Origin of the sequence: Priestia iocasae (genome assembly GCF_016909075.1) — a bacterium.
Lineage (GTDB): Bacteria > Bacillota > Bacilli > Bacillales > Bacillaceae_H > Priestia > Priestia iocasae.
Genome location: NZ_JAFBFC010000009.1, coordinates 64,971 through 84,507 on the forward strand (window position 1 = coordinate 64,971; position 19,537 = coordinate 84,507).

The window sequence follows — 19,537 nt, forward strand, 5'->3', positions numbered from 1 at the left end:
TTGCAAATGTAACTAGGATGACATCCTGACCTTCTTGTTCGTAGTCGTCCAACTGCCACGACTAGGGCTGCGAACTAAATCATTGTATGCTAACACGTTCAAGTCTCGTTGAATGGTTCGTGGGGTAATACCAAATTCGTCAACAAGTTCTTGTGTAGTGACTGTTCCATTCGAACGAATGAACATGTAGATCGCTTTGATACGAGTTAGCATTCGATTTGTTGAAGGCTTCAAAAGACCACTTCCTTATTCGTTTTTCGCATAGCAAAAATTTCAGAATAAATCTCAGGTGTCAAGCACTGTTTCAGTCCTTGTTCCTATTGTACACAAATTATAGTGGAAATTGAAAGTGAAAAACCTGAATTAACATAATATTTACATAAATAGATAACTTTATGTAAAGGTTTTGTAACATCTCCCTTCTTTTTTTTAGGTATATAGTTATTGTATAAAATAATCAGAATAATTAGAATGAAATTTTAAGATTATTTTCAAATAACTTTCATTAAGTAAATTTTCATCTAAGGCAGCTATCTTTCTATACTTGTCTGTAAGGTAGCATTTGACAAAGTAGATGACGTTTTATACCCATTCTAATTTCATTTCTTCTCCTTCCCTTCTTTTTATTGCATCAAACCTCAATGAATATGCTGCTATTGTTTTTTTAAGAGCTTAATTATGGTACATTTGGTAGTAATATGACGATGTAAAGGAGTTCAAGTGATGACAAAGATTAATTGGATGGAAGAAGTAAAAAAAAGAGAAGCAGAAATTATTGAGCAAACTCAACAGTTTTTACGCATTAAAAGTGTTTTAGAAGAACGTGCTGGTGAAAATGCGCCATTCGGTGAAGGAATTCAACAAGCACTTGAGTTTTTATTAAATAAAGGAGAAAAAGACGGGTTCCAAGTTAAAAACGTTGATGGTTACGCTGGACATATTGAAATGGGTCAAGGTGATGATCTTGTTGGTGTACTTTGTCATGTTGATGTTGTACCAGAAGGAGACGGGTGGTCAGTGGAACCGTATGGTGCAGAGATAAAAGACGGGAAGATTTTTGCGCGTGGAGCCATCGACGATAAGGGTCCAACGATGGCTGCTTATTATGCAATGAAGATTGTAAATGACCTAGAACTACCAATCAACAAACGGATTCGTATGATTATTGGAACTGATGAGGAAAGCAACTGGAGATGTGTAGATCATTACTTTGAGCACGAAGAAATGCCGACAATGGGCTTTGCACCTGATGCAGATTTTCCGCTTATTTATGCTGAAAAAGGAATTGCTGACTTTGATCTCGTTCAAGCGCCGACAGAGATCTCTACTACTAAGACGACGATTTTAAAAGAATTACGCTCTGGTCGTCGTTATAACATGGTTCCTGACTTTGCTCAAGCAACGATTGAACATCATGAGGAAGAAAACCAGCTAAAAAGTGCCTTTGAGAAGTTTTTACAAGACAAACAAGTTAGTGGAAGTGTCTCTTCAGAAGGAAACTTAATGGTTCTGGAGCTTACAGGTGTATCTGCTCATGGTAGTGTGCCACAAAAAGGGAAAAATGCGGGACTACTCCTAAGTGAATTTTTACATACACAACACCTAGATGATCAAGCACAGCAATTTATTAAGTACGTACAGAACTACTTTGTGGAAGACTGTACGGGTGATAAATTAGGTGTTTCATACAGTGATGAGATTACAGGAAGCTTGACAATGAATGTAGGGATCCTCTCTTATACAAGTGATAATGGCGGGAAATTAGGCGTCAATATGCGATATCCAGTTACAGCGAACAGTGAAAGCATCATGAGCATCATAAAAGAAAAGAATGAACCATATGGTATCAAGGTTGAACATTTTTCGAATTCAAAACCTCATCATGTTGATAAAAATCATCATCTAGTTAAAACTTTACAACACGTGTATTCAGCACAAACGGGTGAGGAGGCAACGCTTCTTTCCATTGGAGGAGGTACGTATGCACGAGCATTAGAAGCAGGTGTAGCATTCGGCCCTCTGTTTCCAGGGAGAGAGGAAGTAGCACATGAAAAAGATGAGTATATGTATATTGAAGATCTATTAAAAGCAACAGCTATCTATGCACAAGCACTTTATGAGCTAACAAAATAACCTTTACCATTTTATGGGGTATTATGATAAGATATTTGAGAAAGGCCGCTACTGTTTTATTTTCAAGGGTGGCCTTTCTCTATGTCTTTATCGTATGTTTTACAATTGGGTGTTCATTATAAGCTTCAAGAGATAGGTGGCTCAAAGATGGAATTTGCATTAAAAAAAGAAAAAACAAGTTTGAAAGTAGTGTTTATTTCTTATTATTTTCTTATTTTTTTCGGAATAGGTGGACTCTTTCCTTTATTATCAGTTTATTTAAGTGATGTTGTAAAGCTTTCGGGAACACAAGTGGGAATAATTATGTCAATTAGTCCTGTGGTGATGATTTTTGCTCAGCCTTTATGGGGCATTATTTCGGACTATACTCAGCAGCCTCGTTTAGTGTTAACCATTACACTATTATGTACAGGAATTGCAGGTTTTTTATTTTCACTTACAACGGATTATTACGTCTTTGTGCTGTTATCGGCATTACTTGCTTTTTTTCAAAGCTCGTTAATACCAATCTCTGATAGCATTACATTAAATTATGTACAAAAAGTACATGGTGATTATGGGTCAATTCGATTGTGGGGAGCTATCGGATTTGCGATATCCGTTTTGACAGTAGGGCGCCTTGCTGAGGTATTTGGACTTCATGTCATTTTTTATGTATTTGCTATTATTCTAGTTTTAGCTTCCTATCTAGCACGATACTTACCAAAAGAAAGTCAAACGATGCAGGTACGTTTACGAGACGGTGTGTCGCAATTAGTAAAAATGCCAAAGTTTGTCTTATTCTTAGTCATTACATTCTTAATTTTTGGTCCTATTTATGCTAACAACTTTTATTTTGGACTCTATATTACTGATATTGGTGGGACGTTAACGGGCGTAGGGCTAGCTTTTCTTTTTGCCGCAGGAAGTGAAGCCCCGTTTATGAAAGTAGCAAAAGCTTGGATTAGTCGATTTGGGATGTTGCACATTTTACTTTTATCTGCCTTCATTTCTGGAGTTCGTTGGCTTTTTTATTTCATGGAGCCGCCTTTAGGTGCAGTGTATGCTACGACTGTTGCACAAGGATTTTCCGTTGGCTTATTCATTCCCGCCGCTCTTCAGTATGTAAGAGATCTTGCTCCTGTTCACGTAAGAGTGACAGCTGTTTCAATTTATGCAGCAGTAGGAAATGGACTTGGAAGTTGGTTTTGTACCTTTTTTGGTGGCTTAATCTTAGAAACATATACAACTTCAACTGTATATGGATTTTTCGGTTTACTGACATTTCTAGGATGTGCACTCACTTTGCTCCTAAGAAACATAGAACAAAAAGAACGGTCTTAAATAAAGAGGCTGAGTCAAATAGGGGTGTTCTTTGCCCCTTTTGTCTCAGCCTCTTTTTAGGTGGAACGTTTTATTCAAATGCAAATAAGTCACTAGATAAATATCTCTCGCCTGTATCACAAATAATACATACAACGGCTTGATCTGAAGGTAGACGTTTTGCTACCTCAATCGCAGCAAAGCAAGCAGCACCCGATGAAGGTCCGACTAATATGCCTTCTTCAGAAGCAAGCTTACGTGCTGTTTCATAGGCTTGCTCATCTTTAATTTGGATAATTTCATCATATACATTTTGGTTAAGAATCTTAGGAATAAAGCCAGGGCTTGTTCCAACAAGCTTATGCTTGCCTGGTTTTCCACCAGATAAAACAGGCGAGCCAGCAGGCTCAACAACATGAACCGTTAAGTCTTTATAATGCTCTTTTAATACTTCACCTGTTCCTGTTACTGTTCCACCTGTGCCCGCCGTTGCAATAAAGGCACCTAGTTGTTTTCCTACTTCGTCCATTGCCTCAATAATTTCCAATGCTGTACTTTGACGGTGAGCATTTGGATTTGCCTCGTTTTCAAACTGCATGGGCATAAACGAGTTAGGAATTTGCTTTGTAAGTTCTTGGGCTTTTTGAATGGCACCTGGCATTTTCTCGTCACCTGGTGTAAGAACAACTTCTGCCCCGTATGCCTTCAATAAGTTAATTCTTTCTTGAGTCATTGTATCTGGCATAACTAAAATGGCTTTATAGCCTTTTGCAGCAGCATTCATGGCTAGCCCAATACCCGTATTACCACTTGTAGGCTCAATAATGGTGGAATTAGGTTGTAATAACCCTTTTTTTTCAGCTTCTATAATCATATTATAGGCAGCACGATCTTTTACACTTCGACTTGGATTGAAAAATTCAAGCTTTAAATAGACGGACGCACCGTCAGCAGGCTGAAGACGATTTAGTTTGACAAGAGGAGTCTGTCCAATTAAATCGGCCATGTTCTTAACTACTTTCACATCTCTCATCCTTTATTAATGATTTTTTAATATGATAACACAAATTACAGATTTTTAAGCAGTAGTTGCTTTAGCGATTCACAACTTCTTAGTTAAAAGTATGAACTGTTTTGGTCAGACAGATAATGGTATTATGATGATAGAAGGGTGCTGAAAGCTTATGAAGGAACAACATTATTTTATAGGTATTCGTATTCCAGTTTCAATTAGTCAGCCGTCTGTTGATTTTATTACATTACATGAAAATGATTTTCCATTTCGAGTATGGACAAATGTATATGATTATCACATTACTTTAGCCTTTTTAGGGGCAGTTCATGATGAAAAGATAAAAGAATTAAAAAAAGAGCTATCCATGCTAGTAAAAAGACATCACTCGTTTGTGCTACAAATAGGGAAGCTTAACTTATTTGGTATTAACGAACGTCCTCGAGTTGTTTATTTAGAAGTCTCTCGTCAGCAGCCATTACTCGCCTTGCAAAAAGAAATATATGATTTATGTATAAAATTAGGTTTTTCTCTAGACAAACGCCCCTATCACCCTCACGTTACGATTGCGAAGAGATGGGATGGTCAACAACCGTTTTCACATGAAACGTATGTAAATCAACCGATTTTATCAAAGCAAGAAAGTTGGATAGAAGTAAACGAGGTCATTGTTTTTACAATCAATACAAAAGATATCCCTAAATATATAGCGGTTGAAAGATGCCCTTTATTATAGTATAAGGTGCCCTTATTAGGTTTTAATCAGTTGTAAAGGGGGAAGGAAAAGTTGTGAAATTCCTAATGATTGTCATTCAGATTTCGGTGTTGTATGGCATATATAAGCTAGGCGGATACATTCAAGAATTCTTTCATATCCCGATACCTGGAAGTATTGTTGGAATGGTCTTACTTTTTTTGTTGCTTCAAACAAAACTCATTAAGGAGAAATGGCTCTTACAAGGTTCTTCATGGCTTTTAGCACATCTTCCTTTGTTATTCGTTCCGGCAACGGTAGGGGTCATGCAATACTTGGATTATTTTAAGGGAGACGGCTTTATATCAGTCGTCATCGTTATCACGAGTACGTTGCTTGTTTTAGTGAGTACAGGTGGAATTAGTCAATATATTTCAAACAAACAAACGAAGAAACATAAAGCTAAAGACCAAGGAGCTTCCCTATGAATGGATGGATCGGAATTCTGTATATAATTGGTACAATTATTGTTTATGTGTGTATGAAACAACTTTATAATAAAGTGTATACACCCGTACTTGTACCAACTGCAACAAGTACATTAATTTTAGTGATAGCCTTATCTTTATTTCAAGTTGATTATGATACATATATGATTGGTGGGAAGTGGATTGAAGAGCTACTAGGACCTGCAGTTGTTGCCTTAGCTTATCCGCTATATCGTAATCGACATGTACTTGTCGATTATAAATGGCCCATTGCAGGTGGAGTAATAATGGGGAGTATGATTGGAATTGTGAGTGGTATTCTACTTTCGATTGTCTGGAGAGTAGATGATGAAGTTATTCGCTCACTTGCTCAAAAGTCGGTTACATCTCCTGTTGCGATGGATATTGCGATGCTCATTGAAGGATCTCCATCGTTAGCGGCTGTTTATGTGATGGTAGCAGGGATAACAGGCGCGATGGTTGGCCCGCATTTGCTAAAAAAGCTTAATATTAATCACTATATCAGTGTTGGTACAGCGCTTGGAAGTGCTTCTCACGGAATTGGCACCGCAAAAGCATTAGAATTAAGTCCAGAAACGGCAGCCATTAGTTCGATTTCAATGACGTTAAGTGCGATTGTTACAGTGATGCTATGTCCAATTTTGATTCAATGGATTTTGTAATTTAGATTAGGAGATTAAACAATTATGGCTCAGCTTATTAAGCTTCAAGACTATGTATCTAGATATGAAAAAGATACGTATCAATATCCAGCTCGTTTCATTCAGTTAAAAAAGAAAAATTGGAATTATGTGAAGGAATCGTTTCAAAGAGGGGAAATTCATTTTGCCTTTTCATCAACTATAGAGGAGAATAGCGAAGAAAAGAATGATTCAAAGCGTTCCTTTCTTAAAACAGTAAGAGATTTCTTGAAAAAAGAAAAAGCAGAGGACATATTATCAGTAGAAGAAAAAGTGGAAGACTCCTCTCTTGAACAATCTCTTTCTTTATTTACAACGGAACCTAAATCCATTGATGATTTAAAGTTGCTTTTTTTGGAGAATGTTTTTCAGTTTCAGATGAAATGGGCAAGTTCAACATTGTGGGAATGTTCAAAAGTGGAACGTGAATTTTACTATGATCAAACGTTAAAATATTTCTTGCAGCGTTTTCCTGATACATACTTAGTGATGTATAAACCTATTTTCATCGTAAAGAAGGCTCCTGTTGAAGTTGAAATCATTCTTATCGGTCCAACGGAAACATGGTGTATTTCAATGATAGAGGGAAGAAGCGGGTCTGTATTTCAATATTCAAAAGAGCGGTTTTGGAATGAGCGAATTGGAGAAGAAAAGAAAAAAGTATTAAACCCTCTCATTGGACTAAATAGGATGGAGAAAATCGTGAGTCAGTTATATGAAGCGAATAAAATTGAGTTACCTATTAAAAAGGTGATATTGTCTCGTACTGGGTATATTGATTGTCCGGCACCTCCTTATGGTATTACATTTATTGATCAACGTAATTATGATTCGTGGTTTCAGCAATTAAGGGGTAACTCGTTTCCTTTAAAATATAACCAATTAAAAGCTGCTCAGGTTTTATTACAGCACAGTCAAGCTACATATGTAGCGCGAGAGGATCATGAAGAAGAAGGGAGTTAAATGAAACTCCGTTCTTTTTTATATAGGTGGTTGTAGAAAAGTTCCATTCGTTACATAGGTGTTGTAAACAAAAATATAGGTTATAAATAGTAGAAGGTGAAAAAGCGTTTTCATCCTTTCAAGTTTTTACATATGATGAAGATATAAGCGCTTACTGTTTAAGTATAATAAGGTAATAACTACCTTTATGTTGTCGGCAACTTTAAACGAGGGGTGAAGAGTTTGTGCCATATATAAAAAGAACATTTGAGGCTTACTTAGATAAAATGGATCTCATAACGATATTAATACCTAAATCCTATCATGAAGGTAAATCAAACGCTTTTAACTTAATTCATTCACATTCTACGCAAGAATTAGAAATCATTCAAACTGTTTCTTTAGAAGAGCATATAAAATACGAATGTACCTTTTCTGAACCTGTTGGAATTGGTGAGTCTTATGAGATAAAAGAAGAGCATGGCGCAACAACGGATTTACAAATTGGTGCTGTGATTCGAACAGATGAATTTGATCATTCATTTTCTTATGAAGGAAAAGACCTTGGAATAACCTATGACTCTCAGGAAACGATGTTTCGAGTGTGGGCGCCTACTGCTACACAAGTAAAAGTAAAGGTTGTTCATCCTGAGACTAACGAGGTTTCAATCAAGGAGATGGAACGTATAGAACGTGGTGTTTGGACATTGACAGAAAGAGAAGAAAGAGAAGGTTATCACTATGCGTTTCTTGTATGTGTTAATCGAATTTGGCGAGAAGCAGTAGATCCTTATGCAGTGGCATTGACACCGAATAGTGAATATGGAGTAATTATTGATCTAGCTAAAACAGCGACTTCCAAGCCTACAAAGCCATCTTTTAGTGCGCTAACAGATGCAGTCATTTATGAAATGCATGTACGAGATTTTTCTATACATGAAAGCAGTGGCATTAGTGAAAAAGGCAAGTATTTAGGCGTCGTGGAAGAAGGAACTAAAAGCAAGCATGGAATCAAAACAGGACTTTCTTATCTAAAAGAACTAGGAATCACACATGTGGAATTAATGCCTGTCAATGACTTTGATGGCGTAGATGAGTTAAATCCAAAAAAGTCATATAACTGGGGATACAACCCTTTATTCTTTAATGCCCCAGAAGGAAGCTATGCCTCTGATCCTCATAATCCTTATGCACGTATTATAGAGCTTAAAGACATGATTTCGACATTACAAAAAAATGGCTTACGTGTCATTTTAGATGTGGTATATAACCATGTTTATATTAGAGAGGAGTCTAGCTTTGAAAAAATTGTTCCAGGATATTTTTTTCGCCACGATCAATTTGGGATGCCTTCTAATGGAACAGGAGTAGGAAATGACTTTGCATCAGAGAAATTTATGGCTCGAAAATTCATTGTGGATTCCATTGAATATTGGCTAAGGGAATATGGTGTGGACGGATTTCGCTTTGATTTAATGGGGATTTTAGACATTGAAACGATGAAATGTGTTCGACAAAAAATAGATGAAGTGGATTCAACGGTCATTCTTTTTGGAGAAGGATGGGATTTGAACACACCTTTACCATATGATGAAAAAGCAATCATTCACAACGCCCATCATTTACCTGTAGTCGGCTTTTTTAATGACCGCTTTCGAGATTCCATTAAAGGAAGTACGTTTAATTTGTACGACCGTGGTTTTATTGCAGGTCATCATCATAAGAAAGAAGAAGTAAAACAATCCATTGCAGGTAGCGTTTCCTATGAAAAGGGCTCAAAGTATTTATTTAAAGAGCCTTATCAAACCATTAATTATATTGAATCACATGATAATCACACAACATGGGATAAACTAAAACGATGCAACGAACATGAAAGTGATGATATTCTAAGAAAACGTCATCGTTTAGGAACCATGATGGTGTTGCTGTCTCAAGGTATTCCATTTCTTCATAGTGGTCAAGAATTTTATCGTACAAAAAATGGGATGGAGAATAGTTATAATGCGCCAGATTCAGTTAATGCGTTAGATTGGGATCGATGTTATGAGTATGATGAAGATGTTCATTATATTAAAGAAATAATTTCACTACGAAAGCATCACCAAGCCTTTCGATTGCCGTCTACTTCGCTAATTCGTGAGCATTTATCTTTTGTGGATTCAAATGACTGTATTGTCGCGTATAAACTGACGAATGTTTCTAAATTTGGACCTTGGAAAAACATCATTGTTGCATTTAATAATGATTTAGAGCCACAGAATCTGATTCTTGAAGAAGAAGGTTGGCATGTAGCTGTAAGTGATATGAAAGTAGACTTTGATGGGTATGCTTATATTGAGGGCAACGTCATAAATATAGCACCTATAAGCGTCCTTGTTTTATTTCAAAAGTAATTATTCTCGCCTACTTGACGAAAAAAGAGAGATGAGGATAATATTTATAAAGGATAGCTGTTGATAGATGTGTCCTCAATAGCTGTCTTTTTTATTTGTAATAGAAATAATTTTTATCGTTATCGAAGAACAATGAGAAAAATAGTTAATGATCATAAGTAAGCAAAGTGAATGTTATTTTACTATAAAAGGAATTATAATCATTACGAAAAGGCATAGCCCTCCTATTTCTTTGAACATCTCAAAGAAGTATAAATGAAGCATTCAAATTTTTAAATGAAATGTGTGTGTTGAAATTGAAGGTGAATTGGTTGGAACATATATTGGGAAGTGAATGGGAAATCATTCCTGCAGGTGGAGCAACAGGAGATGCTTACTTTGCAAAGTTTAAAGATCGTAGACTTTTCTTAAAGCGCAACTCTTCTCCATTTTTAGCCGTGTTATCTGCAGAAGGGATTGTTCCTAAGCTTGTCTGGACAAGGCGGATGGAAAATGGAGACGTCATTACGGCTCAGCATTGGCTTAATGGTCGAGAGTTAAAGCCAGTAGATATGAATAGTGAAAAAGTCACTCAGTTATTAAGCAAAATCCATCATTCTAAAGAGCTATTAGGTATGTTAAAGCGACTTGGTAAAACTCCCTTATTACCAGAACAAGTATTAACAGACATTTATACGCAAGTGGATAAAACAATGATTTCTCATCCTACGATTCAAAAAAGCATTCGCTATTTGCAAAAAGAATTACCTTATATTCGTACGGATCGTTACGTTGTTTGTCATTGTGATGTCAACCATAATAATTGGCTATTAGGAGAAGATGAGCAACTTTATTTGATTGATTGGGATGGAGCGATGATTGCAGATCCAGCTATTGATATTGGTCTACTGCTTTATTGGTATATTCGTCCGTCTGAATGGGAGAAATGGTTAAAGGATTACGGAGTGGAATTAACAGAAAGTCTAGAAAGGCGAATGAAGTGGTACGTCGTCAGTCAAACCATTTTATTAATTCATTGGTATCGTACGAAAAAAGAGGAAGAGGAAATGAAGCAATGGGAGGATTATTTAAGTCAATTAATCAATAAAATCCATCCCGAATGATTCATTTCCCTGTACTCATGATAAAGTTGTTAATTCACTTACCCACTGAGATAAATTTTGTTGATTTGTTTGGATATGCTGATCTAAATGTTGACAATTTTTAGCTGCTTGTGTGTATTCGTATACGTGTTGCAGTGTACTTGTCATTTGTTCACTTTGAAAGCCTGTTGCAAGCATTGACTTGATAAGTCTTTCTACTTGTTCACATTCCGCTACTGTTCCACAACAATCACTTTGATGATTCGATAAAATATCTTTTAGCATGTCCATTTGATTTTGATAACTCAAAGGCATAAGGCCACATCCTTTCAAATGTCATGTTCTTATCTTTTTCTTTGTAAATACAATTATTCATATTGAGCGTCGGTTAATTGTAACCGGCTTTTCGTTTTTACTTTTATAAAAGGAAATCACTAATTAAAATGAGGTGTCAACATGCGATTACGTAATAAACCAGGAGCGCAAGAGAGGTTGGACTCTTATCCGCAGTATATCATTGCAAATCCAGCAGAATATAAAGGCAAATGGCAGGAAGTGTTTGAGAATGATCACCCTATTCATATTGAGGTTGGAACAGGAAAAGGCCAATTTTTAGTAGGGATGGCAAAGCAAAATCCTCATATTAATTATATCGGAATTGAGCTATACAAAAGTGTGATTGTAAGCGCCCTAGACAAATTGATTGAAGAAGATTTACCAAACCTTCGTTTATTAAATGTTGATGCAAGCGAGCTAGGAGATTATTTCGCTAAGGGCGATGTAAGTCAAGTCTATTTGAATTTCTCAGATCCATGGCCAAAAGTTCGACATGCAAAGCGTCGTTTAACTTATAAAACGTTTTTAAAGCTTTATGAAGACTTATTGATTAATCAAGGAGAAATTCACTTTAAAACGGATAACCAAGGACTGTTTGAATATTCATTGACAAGTTTTTCTGAGTATGGAATGTTACTAAAGTATGTGAGCTTAGACTTACACAATAGCGACTTTGAAGGAAATGTCATGACTGAGTATGAAGAGAGATTTTCTCGAAAAGGACAACGCATTTATCGTTGTGAAGCCAAATATCAGTAATTACTCCTTAAACTGACAGGAAGAGGCTGAGTTTAAATGGTCAGTAAATGACCATTTAAACTCAGCTTTTTTACATTCTTTTTTTCGTCATGAATACATATCAAAGATGAAGTAGTAGATGAAAAATTTTGAATTTTTCAATTAATAGATGTTAAAATAAACATAACACAAGTGGGGGTGAATGAATTGGAAGCGTTAATGATAGGTAAAATAACATTAACTTGGCTGCAAGGTGGAGAAAACAATCTAGATGGTGGGGCCATGTTTGGCGTTGTGCCAAAGGCATTGTGGTCAAAAAAGTATGATGTGAATGAGAAGAATCAAATTAGGTTAAGAGCAGATCCTATTTTAATTCAAACCGGTGGTAAAAACATTTTAATTGAATCGGGTCTTGGAAAAGGAAAGTTAACAGAGAAACAAAAGCGTAATTTCGGTGTAAACGAAGAGTCTTCAGTGGACGAATCTCTAAATAAATTGGGATTAACATCATTAGATATTGATATCATTCTCATGACTCACATGCACTTTGATCATGCTTCGGGATTAACAACAATCGAAGGTGGACGCGTTGTATCAGCGTTTAAAAATGCCAAAATTATTGTAACAGATGTAGAATGGGAAGAAATGAGAAATCCTAACATTCGCTCCAAAAACACGTATTGGAAAGAAAACTGGGAAGCAATTGCTAAGCAAGTTGTTCCTTTTACTGGTGAGATACAAGTAGTAGATGGCGTTAAGATGTATCATACAGGAGGACATAGCGATGGACATGCAGTCGTTGTTATCGAAAGTGATGGAGAAACGTTAGTCCATATGGGAGACCTTCTTCCAACACATGCCCATCAAAATGTACTTTGGGTGATGGCGTATGATGATTATCCTATGACCTCTATTGAACAAAAGCAAACATGGTTATCATTTGCGATGAAACAAGGAGCTTGGTTGAGCTTTTATCATGATGCAATCTATCGTGCGTTGAAATGGAACCATTCAGGAGAAATAACTGAGCAGTTAACGATTAAGAAATAAGTTTTAAATCAATAATAGCACCGCTTGCTTTATCAACAAAAAACTCATAATGTTCTTGTTGGTTGTCAACTGTACGAATGATTCCACCGTTATAGCCTTCAAATGTTAGACCTTGAGCTTGATGAAGCTTAGAAGACGTTTGAATCCAGGAACCGTCAATCGATCCATTCCTTTTAAATGCTTGTTTGACTAATTGAAGAGCTTCGGTCGATGATAATGATGATTTGTTTTTTTGAATCATGTAAGCGCTAGCAAATCCAAGTGCGAATCCTGTAGCAACGTGCGTCCATTTCATGTTTATTACTCTCCTTTTTATCTCATCATAGTTTTATTCTTATAAAGAAAGTATACAAAATTATAGAGCCTTTGTTAAGTAAGAGCATCTATCTGTCTGAATAGTGGAAAGCATTTTATATTTTAGATAAAATGTAAAAAGATACATACATAAAGGAGAGTTCAAATGAATCAAGAAACATTAACGCTGTTTAAAACGTTAACCGAGCTTCCAGGAGCACCTGGAAATGAACATCAAGTTCGCGCTTTTATGCGTTCACAATTAGAGCCGCATGCAGATGAAATGATTCAAGATGGTTTAGGAAGTATATTCGGTGTAAAGTATGGAGATAAAACTGGGCCTAAAATTATGGTTGCTGGTCATATGGATGAAGTAGGATTCATGGTGACGGCGGTTACTGACAAGGGAATGCTTCGTTTTCAGCCATTAGGTGGTTGGTGGAGTCAAGTGTTATTAGCACAGCGTGTTCAAGTCATTACGAACAAAGGGCCAGTCGTAGGAGTGATCGCTTCTATCCCTCCTCATTTATTAGAGGATGCACAACGTAATAAGCCAATGGATATTAAGAACATGTTAATCGATGTAGGTGCGGATAGCAAAGAAGAAGTAAAAGAAATGGGCATCAAGCCAGGAGATCAGATTGTTCCTGTTTGCTTATTTACACCGATGGCTAATGAGAAGAAGATTATGGCAAAAGCGTGGGATAATCGCTATGGATGTGGGCTAGCTGTCGAGCTGTTAAAAGAAACAAAAGATGACAAGCTTCCTAACATTCTTTACTCAGGTGCTACGGTTCAAGAAGAAGTAGGATTACGTGGAGCACAATCTGCAGCTAATATGATTAACCCTGACCTTTTCTATGCATTAGATGCAAGTCCAGCTAACGATATGTCAGGAGATAAACATGCATTTGGTCAGTTAGGAAAAGGAGCATTGCTACGAATCTTAGATCGCTCAATGGTCACTCATCGTGGTATGAGAGAATTTGTACTTGATACAGCAGAAACGCATAGCATTCCGTATCAATATTTTGTATCACAAGGTGGAACAGATGCTGGTCGTGTTCATACATCTAATCAAGGAGTTCCATCTGCGGTGGTTGGTATTTGCTCGCGCTATATTCATACACATGCTTCTATTATTCACATTGATGATTATGCAGCTGCAAAAGAATTGTTGATTAAATTAGTAAAGGCATCTGATCAAACAACGGTTAATACAATTAAACAAAATGTTTAATAAAGAGTTGTTATAGGTTCCATGTCACGGTTTAATCCTTTATACTTATATAGAAATCGTCCTTCTATTTACAGAAAAGGGCGATTTCTTGTTGTTCATCTGTTTAATAAAGTATGTAGGAGAAGTCATAAAGAAATGTGATTAAAAAGGAGAAAATCTCTATGAGAATTGGAATTGGGACGACAAACCCTACAAAAGTAAATGCGGTAGAACAAGCTATACGTACAGAGGGAGCTTCTTTTTGGCCAGTAAAAGTAGACTCAGGTGTGTCTGCTCAACCTTTCTCAGATGATGAAACAATAAAAGGGGCTATTAATCGAGCTGAAGCAGCACGTCAAGCAGGAAATGCGCATATAGGAATTGGCCTAGAAGGTGGAGTAGTAGAAACACATGATGGACTTTTTCTTTGTAACTGGGGTGCTCTCGTTAGTTCTAGTATTAAAAAGCCTATTATCGCAGGTGGTGCGCGAATCTTATTGCCAGCCGAGATTGCTGAAGCATTGCAAAAAGAGGGCGTTGAACTAGCGCAAGTGATGGACAGCTATACAAAGAAAATGAATGTTCGGCAGAAAGAAGGCGCCATTGGTATCTTTACAAATGGTCAGGTGAATCGAACGAAAATGTTTACTCATATTGTTGAAATGCTATATGGACAATATCAATTTCAAAGCAAGCAAAACGAGTCTTAGAAGTTATGAAGGTTATGAATGATTTTAAAATGGTTATGATAAAAAAGAACTTATAAGTATGGAAAATTTAATTGTAAAGGTGAACAAGATGAAACAATTTTTACATAGAAAAGGTGTGACTTTATCTTCTAAAGTTTACTTTGTTGAAGGGCTTACATACATGGCCCTTGGTCTTTTTTCTTCCCTTATTATCGGACTTATTGTTAAAACAATTGGCGAGCAGTTAGGCTTTACACTCTTTGTAGAGTTGGGGCAGTTAAGTATGAGTTTAATGGGGCCAGCAATTGGTGCTGCAGTCGCATATGGACTAAAAGCTCCACCCCTTGTTTTATTTGCGACGATTGTTAGTGGTGCAGCAGGCGCATCATTAGGAGGACCAGCTGGAAGTTTTATTGCAGCTTTAGTAGCGACAGAGGTAGGAAAGCTTGTTAGTAAAGAAACGAAAGTAGACATTATTGTCACGCCGTTTGTAACGATTCTATCAGGTTATTTAGTAGCCATTTCATTAGGTCCACTTATTAATATATTTATGACGTCAATTGGTGAAGTCATTATGTGGGCAACCGAGCAACAACCTTTTATTATGGGAATTATTATTGCAACACTGATGGGGCTTGCTTTGACCGCTCCTATTTCAAGTGCTGCAATTGCACTTATGTTAAATTTAGAAGGAGTTGCAGCAGGCGCAGCAACGGTAGGTTGTTGTGCACAAATGATAGGCTTTGCAGTAAGTAGTTATCGTGAAAACGGTGTAGGAGGATTAGTAGCCATTGGTGCTGGTACATCTATGTTACAAGTACCTAATATTATAAAAAATCCAGTTATACTTATTCCACCGACCGTTGCAGGTATGATACTTGCACCGATAGCAACAGTATGGTTTGATATGAGTAACAATGCTGCGGGTGCTGGTATGGGAACAAGTGGCTTTGTTGGACAAATTATGACATTTACGACGATGGGCTTTTCAATGTCGATCTTACTAAAAGTAGTAGTACTTCACTTTGTAGGACCAGCCGTTATAAGCCTAGGTGTGTCAGAGTGGATGCGAAAAAATAATTGGATCAAAAAAGGTGATCTAAAGATTGAATTAGGAGGAAAATAAGATGAAAAAGTTAGAAACGATTGAACAATATAAAGAAGTGATTCAAAGTGGCAAGCATATTATGATGTTCTCAGCAGATTGGTGTCCAGATTGTCGTGTGATCGAACCAATTTTACCAGAAGTCATGGAAGAGCATGCTGAATACACGTTTTATTATGTAGATCGCGACAAATTTATTGATCTATGTATAGAGTTAGATGTGTTTGGTATTCCAAGCTTTATTGCTTACAAAGACGGAGAAGAAATTGGTCGATATGTAAACAAAGAGCGTAAAACGAAAGAACAAATTAATGAATTTTTAAATGGTTTATCGAAGTAAGAAGATAAAGGACTTTTACCAAAGGAGGCGTCTAGTGATTTGAAGATGAATAGTCAAAAAATGAGAAAAATGTTGCAAGAACGTCTCGATGATGAAAATTGGTCTTTTACCTATGATCGAGAAAAAGATACATTAAGGGTCGAACATAAACAAACGAAAAAAGGATTGAATGTTTCGATCCCTGGCTTAATTGGAAAATGGGAAGAAAAAAAGGAAGCAGCTCTTGATGAGATGATATATTATATAAGAGAAGCTCTCCAAGTGATGAATGAACAGCAACAATTAACAGGGCAAGAAAAGCGGATTTATCCAGTTATTCGCTCTACATCTTTTCCGACCAAAACAAATGATGAACGAAATCTTATTTTTGATGAACATACTGCTGAAACGCGAATTTATTATGCACTAGATTTAGGTAATACATATCGTTTAATTGATGAAGAGTGGCTAAAAAAAGAGGAGCTTTCTTTTGAAGCTATTCGTGAAATGGCAGCATTTAATCTTCGTTCTCTTTCGGTTTCCGTCAAAAAAGATACAGTTGCCGGGAGTGTCTTTTATTTTGTGAATAGCAACGATGGATATGATGCAAGTCGCATTTTAAATGAATCCTTCTTAAAAAAGATGGAAGAGGATATACAAGGTACAATGGCTGTAGCCGTACCTCATCAAGACGTCTTAATTATTGCAGATATTCAAAATGAGACAGGCTATGATGTTTTAGCGCAAATGACAATGAGCTTCTTTGCGAGTGGTCGTGTGCCAATTACAGCATTGTCTTTTTTATATGAGCATAACGAATTAGAGCCAATCTTTATTCTCGGAAAAAATCGTAAACATGAACAAGGAAGGGATAAAAAATGAACATTTTTTACAACAAACAAGGCATCGGCGATACATTAATTGTAGCCATCAAAGACACTAATAAAGAAAACAAAACGTTTGAGCGTAACGGTGACGTAGCACGTGTTTTTGATAAAGAAACAAACGAAACAGTAGGCTATAATATCTTTCATTTATCACAACATATGAGCATTGAAGGGAACGGCCTAATCGATGTAACAGAGGAACTTGTGGCACAAGTTAATGCTATCATCGAAGCGAGCGGATTTTCAGAAGTAATTGAAGTTGATTTGTCACCAAAGTTCGTTGTAGGATTTGTAAAAGAAAGAGAAAAGCATCCTAATGCAGACAAATTAAGTATTTGTACAGTAGATGTGGGGACTGAAACACTTCAGATTGTATGTGGAGCTCCAAATGTAGAAGCTAATCAAAAAGTAGTCGTAGCAAAAGTTGGTGCTGTTATGCCAAGCGGTCTTGTTATTAAAGATGCTGAGCTGCGTGGTGTTGCTTCTTCAGGAATGATTTGTTCGGCAAAAGAATTAGATTTACCGGACGCTCCTCAAGAAAAAGGAATCTTAGTTTTACCAGATGATTATGAAGTAGGAAGTTCATTCTTTCAAAAATAAGAACTAGTCCATTTGAAATGATTTCGTTTACATGTACATTTCAAGCATTACATTTCACCGAAATCAATTGCATCTTCTTGTGAAAATTTGATAAAATAACAAACCACTAGTATATATACTAGTGGTTTTTGGATTATAATCATACGATGTATAGTTATTCTGTATATAAACTTGTGGATGGATTGTTGCATGTAGAGAAGATAGTTGAAAACTAACAACATACACATAAACATGGATTTTAAATATTGCTTTTGCTATTAGCTATTTCTTACAGTTTTGGATTATATAGAACGGGTTAAAGAATAAATGGTAAAATGAAGTGAACAAAGAACAAAGATTTACACATATGTGTAAAAAATGGACAAATAGAAAGAGTGATAACGATGAGTTGGATCCGTAAAGCAATGGATTATCTGTTAGGGTATGAAGTTAAAGAGATTGTTGAAAAAGAAGATGGGAAGATAGAAGAAGTCCCTTTACATAATGATAAGGTTAATCAACAACATGAACAAAAACCTACTTCGCAAATGAAGAAAACACCAAAGCCGTCCATTCATGTAGCGAACAAGGAAGAAGCAAAAGAAATAGAAGCAAAAGTGGTCTATCATTATCCACAAGGGAAGTTTCGTTTTCCTCTTATATCTGATGAAGAGATAAGCGATCGTCCAGTAAGGAGATCAGCTCGACGACATGCTTCAACCTCAGTGGACAAAACGGAAACACGAAACACCCTTCCTCATATTGTTGAAGAAGTAAAGCAAATAAGGGAACCGAAAGAAATAAAAATTCAACAACCATCGCCTCCTCCTAAAAAGGAAGTGCGTACAAAGCCATTTAGACCGACAGAAGTCCCTTCACCGATTTATGGATTTAAGCAAAGGCCATCAAATACAACACCCGCCTCTTTACAACGTGAAGAACTAGTAGAATATGAGCTTCTATCTTCACTTTCATTGGGAGAAAGTGAAACGTTTAGTAGCAGCGACTATCAAGAAAGTTCATTGTACGACGAAGATACTGTTCAGACAATGGAAGACAATCATAGATTCATAGATCAATATGAAGCCAGTTCTAACTTAAATCGTGATTTGAATTTGTTAAAAGAGGAAAATAATCATTCATTTGTAGAGTATCATGAAGAGAAAAATGAAAAGGTCGTACAGGAGAATGTCGAGCTTTTTTACGAAGATGTTAATCGTAAGGATGAAGGATATTTAAGAAATGATGAAGGATCTACTAGTTCTCCTTACTATCATCAAGAAGCTGAAGAAACGTTATCTGAAAATACTCAAACAGTGGAAGAGTCGATCTCAGAATTTCCTTCAACGTACGAAGAGTACGATGATGAGTTAGATGCGTTCTTTCGCCGAAATCAGAAACAAGTCGACGAGTCAGCAGTTGAACAGGAAGAGGTAGCTTTTGAACCTGAACAAATAGTAGAGTCCCAGCCATTAGAAGAATCAGCAAGCTTAGAACAAGCTGTAGAAGAGAGCTATGTAGATGAATATATCGAACAGCAAAGTGATACAGAACCGGCTAGTTCTGTACAA

The 19,537-nt window shown here is 36.5% G+C and carries 20 protein-coding genes and 1 pseudogene; 17 read left to right on the plus strand and 4 right to left on the minus strand.

The window, feature by feature from the left end:
* Nucleotides 1–12: 12 nt before the first annotated feature.
* The gene (locus JOC83_RS18470) at nucleotides 13–234 is read right to left on the minus strand and encodes a DeoR family transcriptional regulator (RefSeq protein ID WP_205188859.1); all 222 of its coding nucleotides are present in this window, start codon (nucleotides 232–234) and stop codon (nucleotides 13–15) included.
* A gap of 489 nt (nucleotides 235–723) precedes the next feature.
* On the opposite strand from JOC83_RS18470, the gene pepV reads away from it, so the two are divergent.
* Nucleotides 724–2,133, plus strand: a complete 1,410-nt coding sequence (pepV, locus tag JOC83_RS18475) for a dipeptidase PepV (protein WP_205188860.1) — start codon at nucleotides 724–726, stop codon at nucleotides 2,131–2,133.
* A gap of 81 nt (nucleotides 2,134–2,214) precedes the next feature.
* The gene (locus JOC83_RS18480) at nucleotides 2,215–3,456 is read left to right on the plus strand and encodes an MFS transporter (protein ID WP_338038945.1); all 1,242 of its coding nucleotides are present in this window, start codon (nucleotides 2,215–2,217) and stop codon (nucleotides 3,454–3,456) included.
* Between the two features lie 70 nt (nucleotides 3,457–3,526).
* Here JOC83_RS18480 and cysK read toward each other — a convergent pair whose 3' ends face one another.
* A complete protein-coding gene (cysK, locus tag JOC83_RS18485) occupies nucleotides 3,527–4,459 on the minus strand; it encodes a cysteine synthase A (protein ID WP_338038946.1) in 933 nt (310 codons plus the stop codon).
* A 160-nt stretch (nucleotides 4,460–4,619) separates the two neighbouring features.
* Here cysK and thpR point away from each other — a divergent pair, with 160 nt between their 5' ends.
* The 6 genes from thpR to JOC83_RS18515 all read left to right on the plus strand — a co-directional run bounded on the left by thpR (nucleotide 4,620) and on the right by JOC83_RS18515 (nucleotide 10,771).
* Complete coding sequence (gene thpR, locus JOC83_RS18490; RefSeq protein WP_205188862.1) at nucleotides 4,620–5,183, plus strand: RNA 2',3'-cyclic phosphodiesterase; 564 nt, start codon at nucleotides 4,620–4,622, stop codon at nucleotides 5,181–5,183.
* A 53-nt stretch (nucleotides 5,184–5,236) separates the two neighbouring features.
* Nucleotides 5,237–5,629, plus strand: coding sequence for a CidA/LrgA family protein (locus JOC83_RS18495; protein ID WP_338038947.1), 393 nt, complete (start codon nucleotides 5,237–5,239; stop codon nucleotides 5,627–5,629).
* Entirely contained in the window at nucleotides 5,626–6,312 is a 687-nt protein-coding gene (locus tag JOC83_RS18500; RefSeq protein WP_205188863.1) for an LrgB family protein, read from the plus strand. Before JOC83_RS18495 ends, JOC83_RS18500 begins: the two co-directional genes overlap by 4 nt.
* A 24-nt stretch (nucleotides 6,313–6,336) precedes the next feature.
* Nucleotides 6,337–7,293 carry a nuclease-related domain-containing protein gene (locus tag JOC83_RS18505; RefSeq protein WP_205188864.1) on the plus strand — a complete coding sequence of 319 codons (957 nt, stop codon included), beginning with the start codon at nucleotides 6,337–6,339 and terminating at the stop codon, nucleotides 7,291–7,293.
* A 224-nt stretch (nucleotides 7,294–7,517) separates the two neighbouring features.
* Nucleotides 7,518–9,668 (plus strand): type I pullulanase, encoded by a 2,151-nt coding sequence (gene pulA / locus JOC83_RS18510; RefSeq protein WP_205188865.1) that lies wholly within the window; start codon nucleotides 7,518–7,520, stop codon nucleotides 9,666–9,668.
* Between the two features lie 311 nt (nucleotides 9,669–9,979).
* Nucleotides 9,980–10,771, plus strand: coding sequence for a phosphotransferase family protein (locus JOC83_RS18515; RefSeq protein WP_205188866.1), 792 nt, complete (start codon nucleotides 9,980–9,982; stop codon nucleotides 10,769–10,771).
* A gap of 15 nt (nucleotides 10,772–10,786) precedes the next feature.
* Here the strand turns inward: JOC83_RS18515 and JOC83_RS18520 are convergent, their stop codons facing one another.
* Entirely contained in the window at nucleotides 10,787–11,065 is a 279-nt protein-coding gene (locus tag JOC83_RS18520; RefSeq protein WP_205188867.1) for a YtzH-like family protein, read from the minus strand.
* Between the two features lie 141 nt (nucleotides 11,066–11,206).
* Between JOC83_RS18520 and trmB the strand changes: the two genes are divergently transcribed.
* Nucleotides 11,207–11,845 carry a tRNA (guanosine(46)-N7)-methyltransferase TrmB gene (trmB, locus tag JOC83_RS18525; protein WP_205188868.1) on the plus strand — a complete coding sequence of 213 codons (639 nt, stop codon included), beginning with the start codon at nucleotides 11,207–11,209 and terminating at the stop codon, nucleotides 11,843–11,845.
* Nucleotides 11,846–12,031: 186 nt separating this feature from the next.
* Entirely contained in the window at nucleotides 12,032–12,874 is an 843-nt protein-coding gene (locus tag JOC83_RS18530; RefSeq protein WP_205188869.1) for a YtnP family quorum-quenching lactonase, read from the plus strand.
* Here JOC83_RS18530 and JOC83_RS18535 read toward each other — a convergent pair.
* The gene (locus tag JOC83_RS18535) at nucleotides 12,864–13,169 is read right to left on the minus strand and encodes a peptidase (protein ID WP_205188870.1); all 306 of its coding nucleotides are present in this window, start codon (nucleotides 13,167–13,169) and stop codon (nucleotides 12,864–12,866) included. The genes JOC83_RS18530 and JOC83_RS18535 overlap by 11 nt on opposite strands.
* A gap of 165 nt (nucleotides 13,170–13,334) precedes the next feature.
* Here JOC83_RS18535 and JOC83_RS18540 point away from each other — a divergent pair, with 165 nt between their 5' ends.
* From JOC83_RS18540 to JOC83_RS18570, 7 genes and pseudogenes are all read left to right on the plus strand, one after another.
* Complete coding sequence (locus tag JOC83_RS18540; RefSeq protein WP_205188871.1) at nucleotides 13,335–14,408, plus strand: M42 family metallopeptidase; 1,074 nt, start codon at nucleotides 13,335–13,337, stop codon at nucleotides 14,406–14,408.
* 161 nt (nucleotides 14,409–14,569) lie between these two features.
* Nucleotides 14,570–15,097 carry a DUF84 family protein gene (locus tag JOC83_RS18545; protein WP_205188872.1) on the plus strand — a complete coding sequence of 176 codons (528 nt, stop codon included), beginning with the start codon at nucleotides 14,570–14,572 and terminating at the stop codon, nucleotides 15,095–15,097.
* Between the two features lie 88 nt (nucleotides 15,098–15,185).
* Entirely contained in the window at nucleotides 15,186–16,202 is a 1,017-nt protein-coding gene (locus JOC83_RS18550) for a PTS sugar transporter subunit IIC (RefSeq protein WP_205188873.1), read from the plus strand.
* Between the two features lies 1 nt (nucleotide 16,203).
* A complete protein-coding gene (locus tag JOC83_RS18555) occupies nucleotides 16,204–16,521 on the plus strand; it encodes a thioredoxin family protein (RefSeq protein ID WP_205188874.1) in 318 nt (105 codons plus the stop codon).
* A 45-nt stretch (nucleotides 16,522–16,566) separates the two neighbouring features.
* Nucleotides 16,567–17,382: a DUF1444 domain-containing protein gene (locus tag JOC83_RS18560; protein ID WP_205188882.1), complete on the plus strand. Its 816-nt coding sequence runs from the start codon at nucleotides 16,567–16,569 to the stop codon at nucleotides 17,380–17,382.
* Complete coding sequence (ytpR, locus tag JOC83_RS18565) at nucleotides 17,379–17,987, plus strand: YtpR family tRNA-binding protein (protein ID WP_205188875.1); 609 nt, start codon at nucleotides 17,379–17,381, stop codon at nucleotides 17,985–17,987. The genes JOC83_RS18560 and ytpR overlap by 4 nt, the downstream gene beginning before the upstream one ends.
* A 383-nt stretch (nucleotides 17,988–18,370) precedes the next feature.
* Nucleotides 18,371–19,537 (plus strand): annotated as a pseudogene (locus tag JOC83_RS18570) (hypothetical protein); the annotation flags it as partial.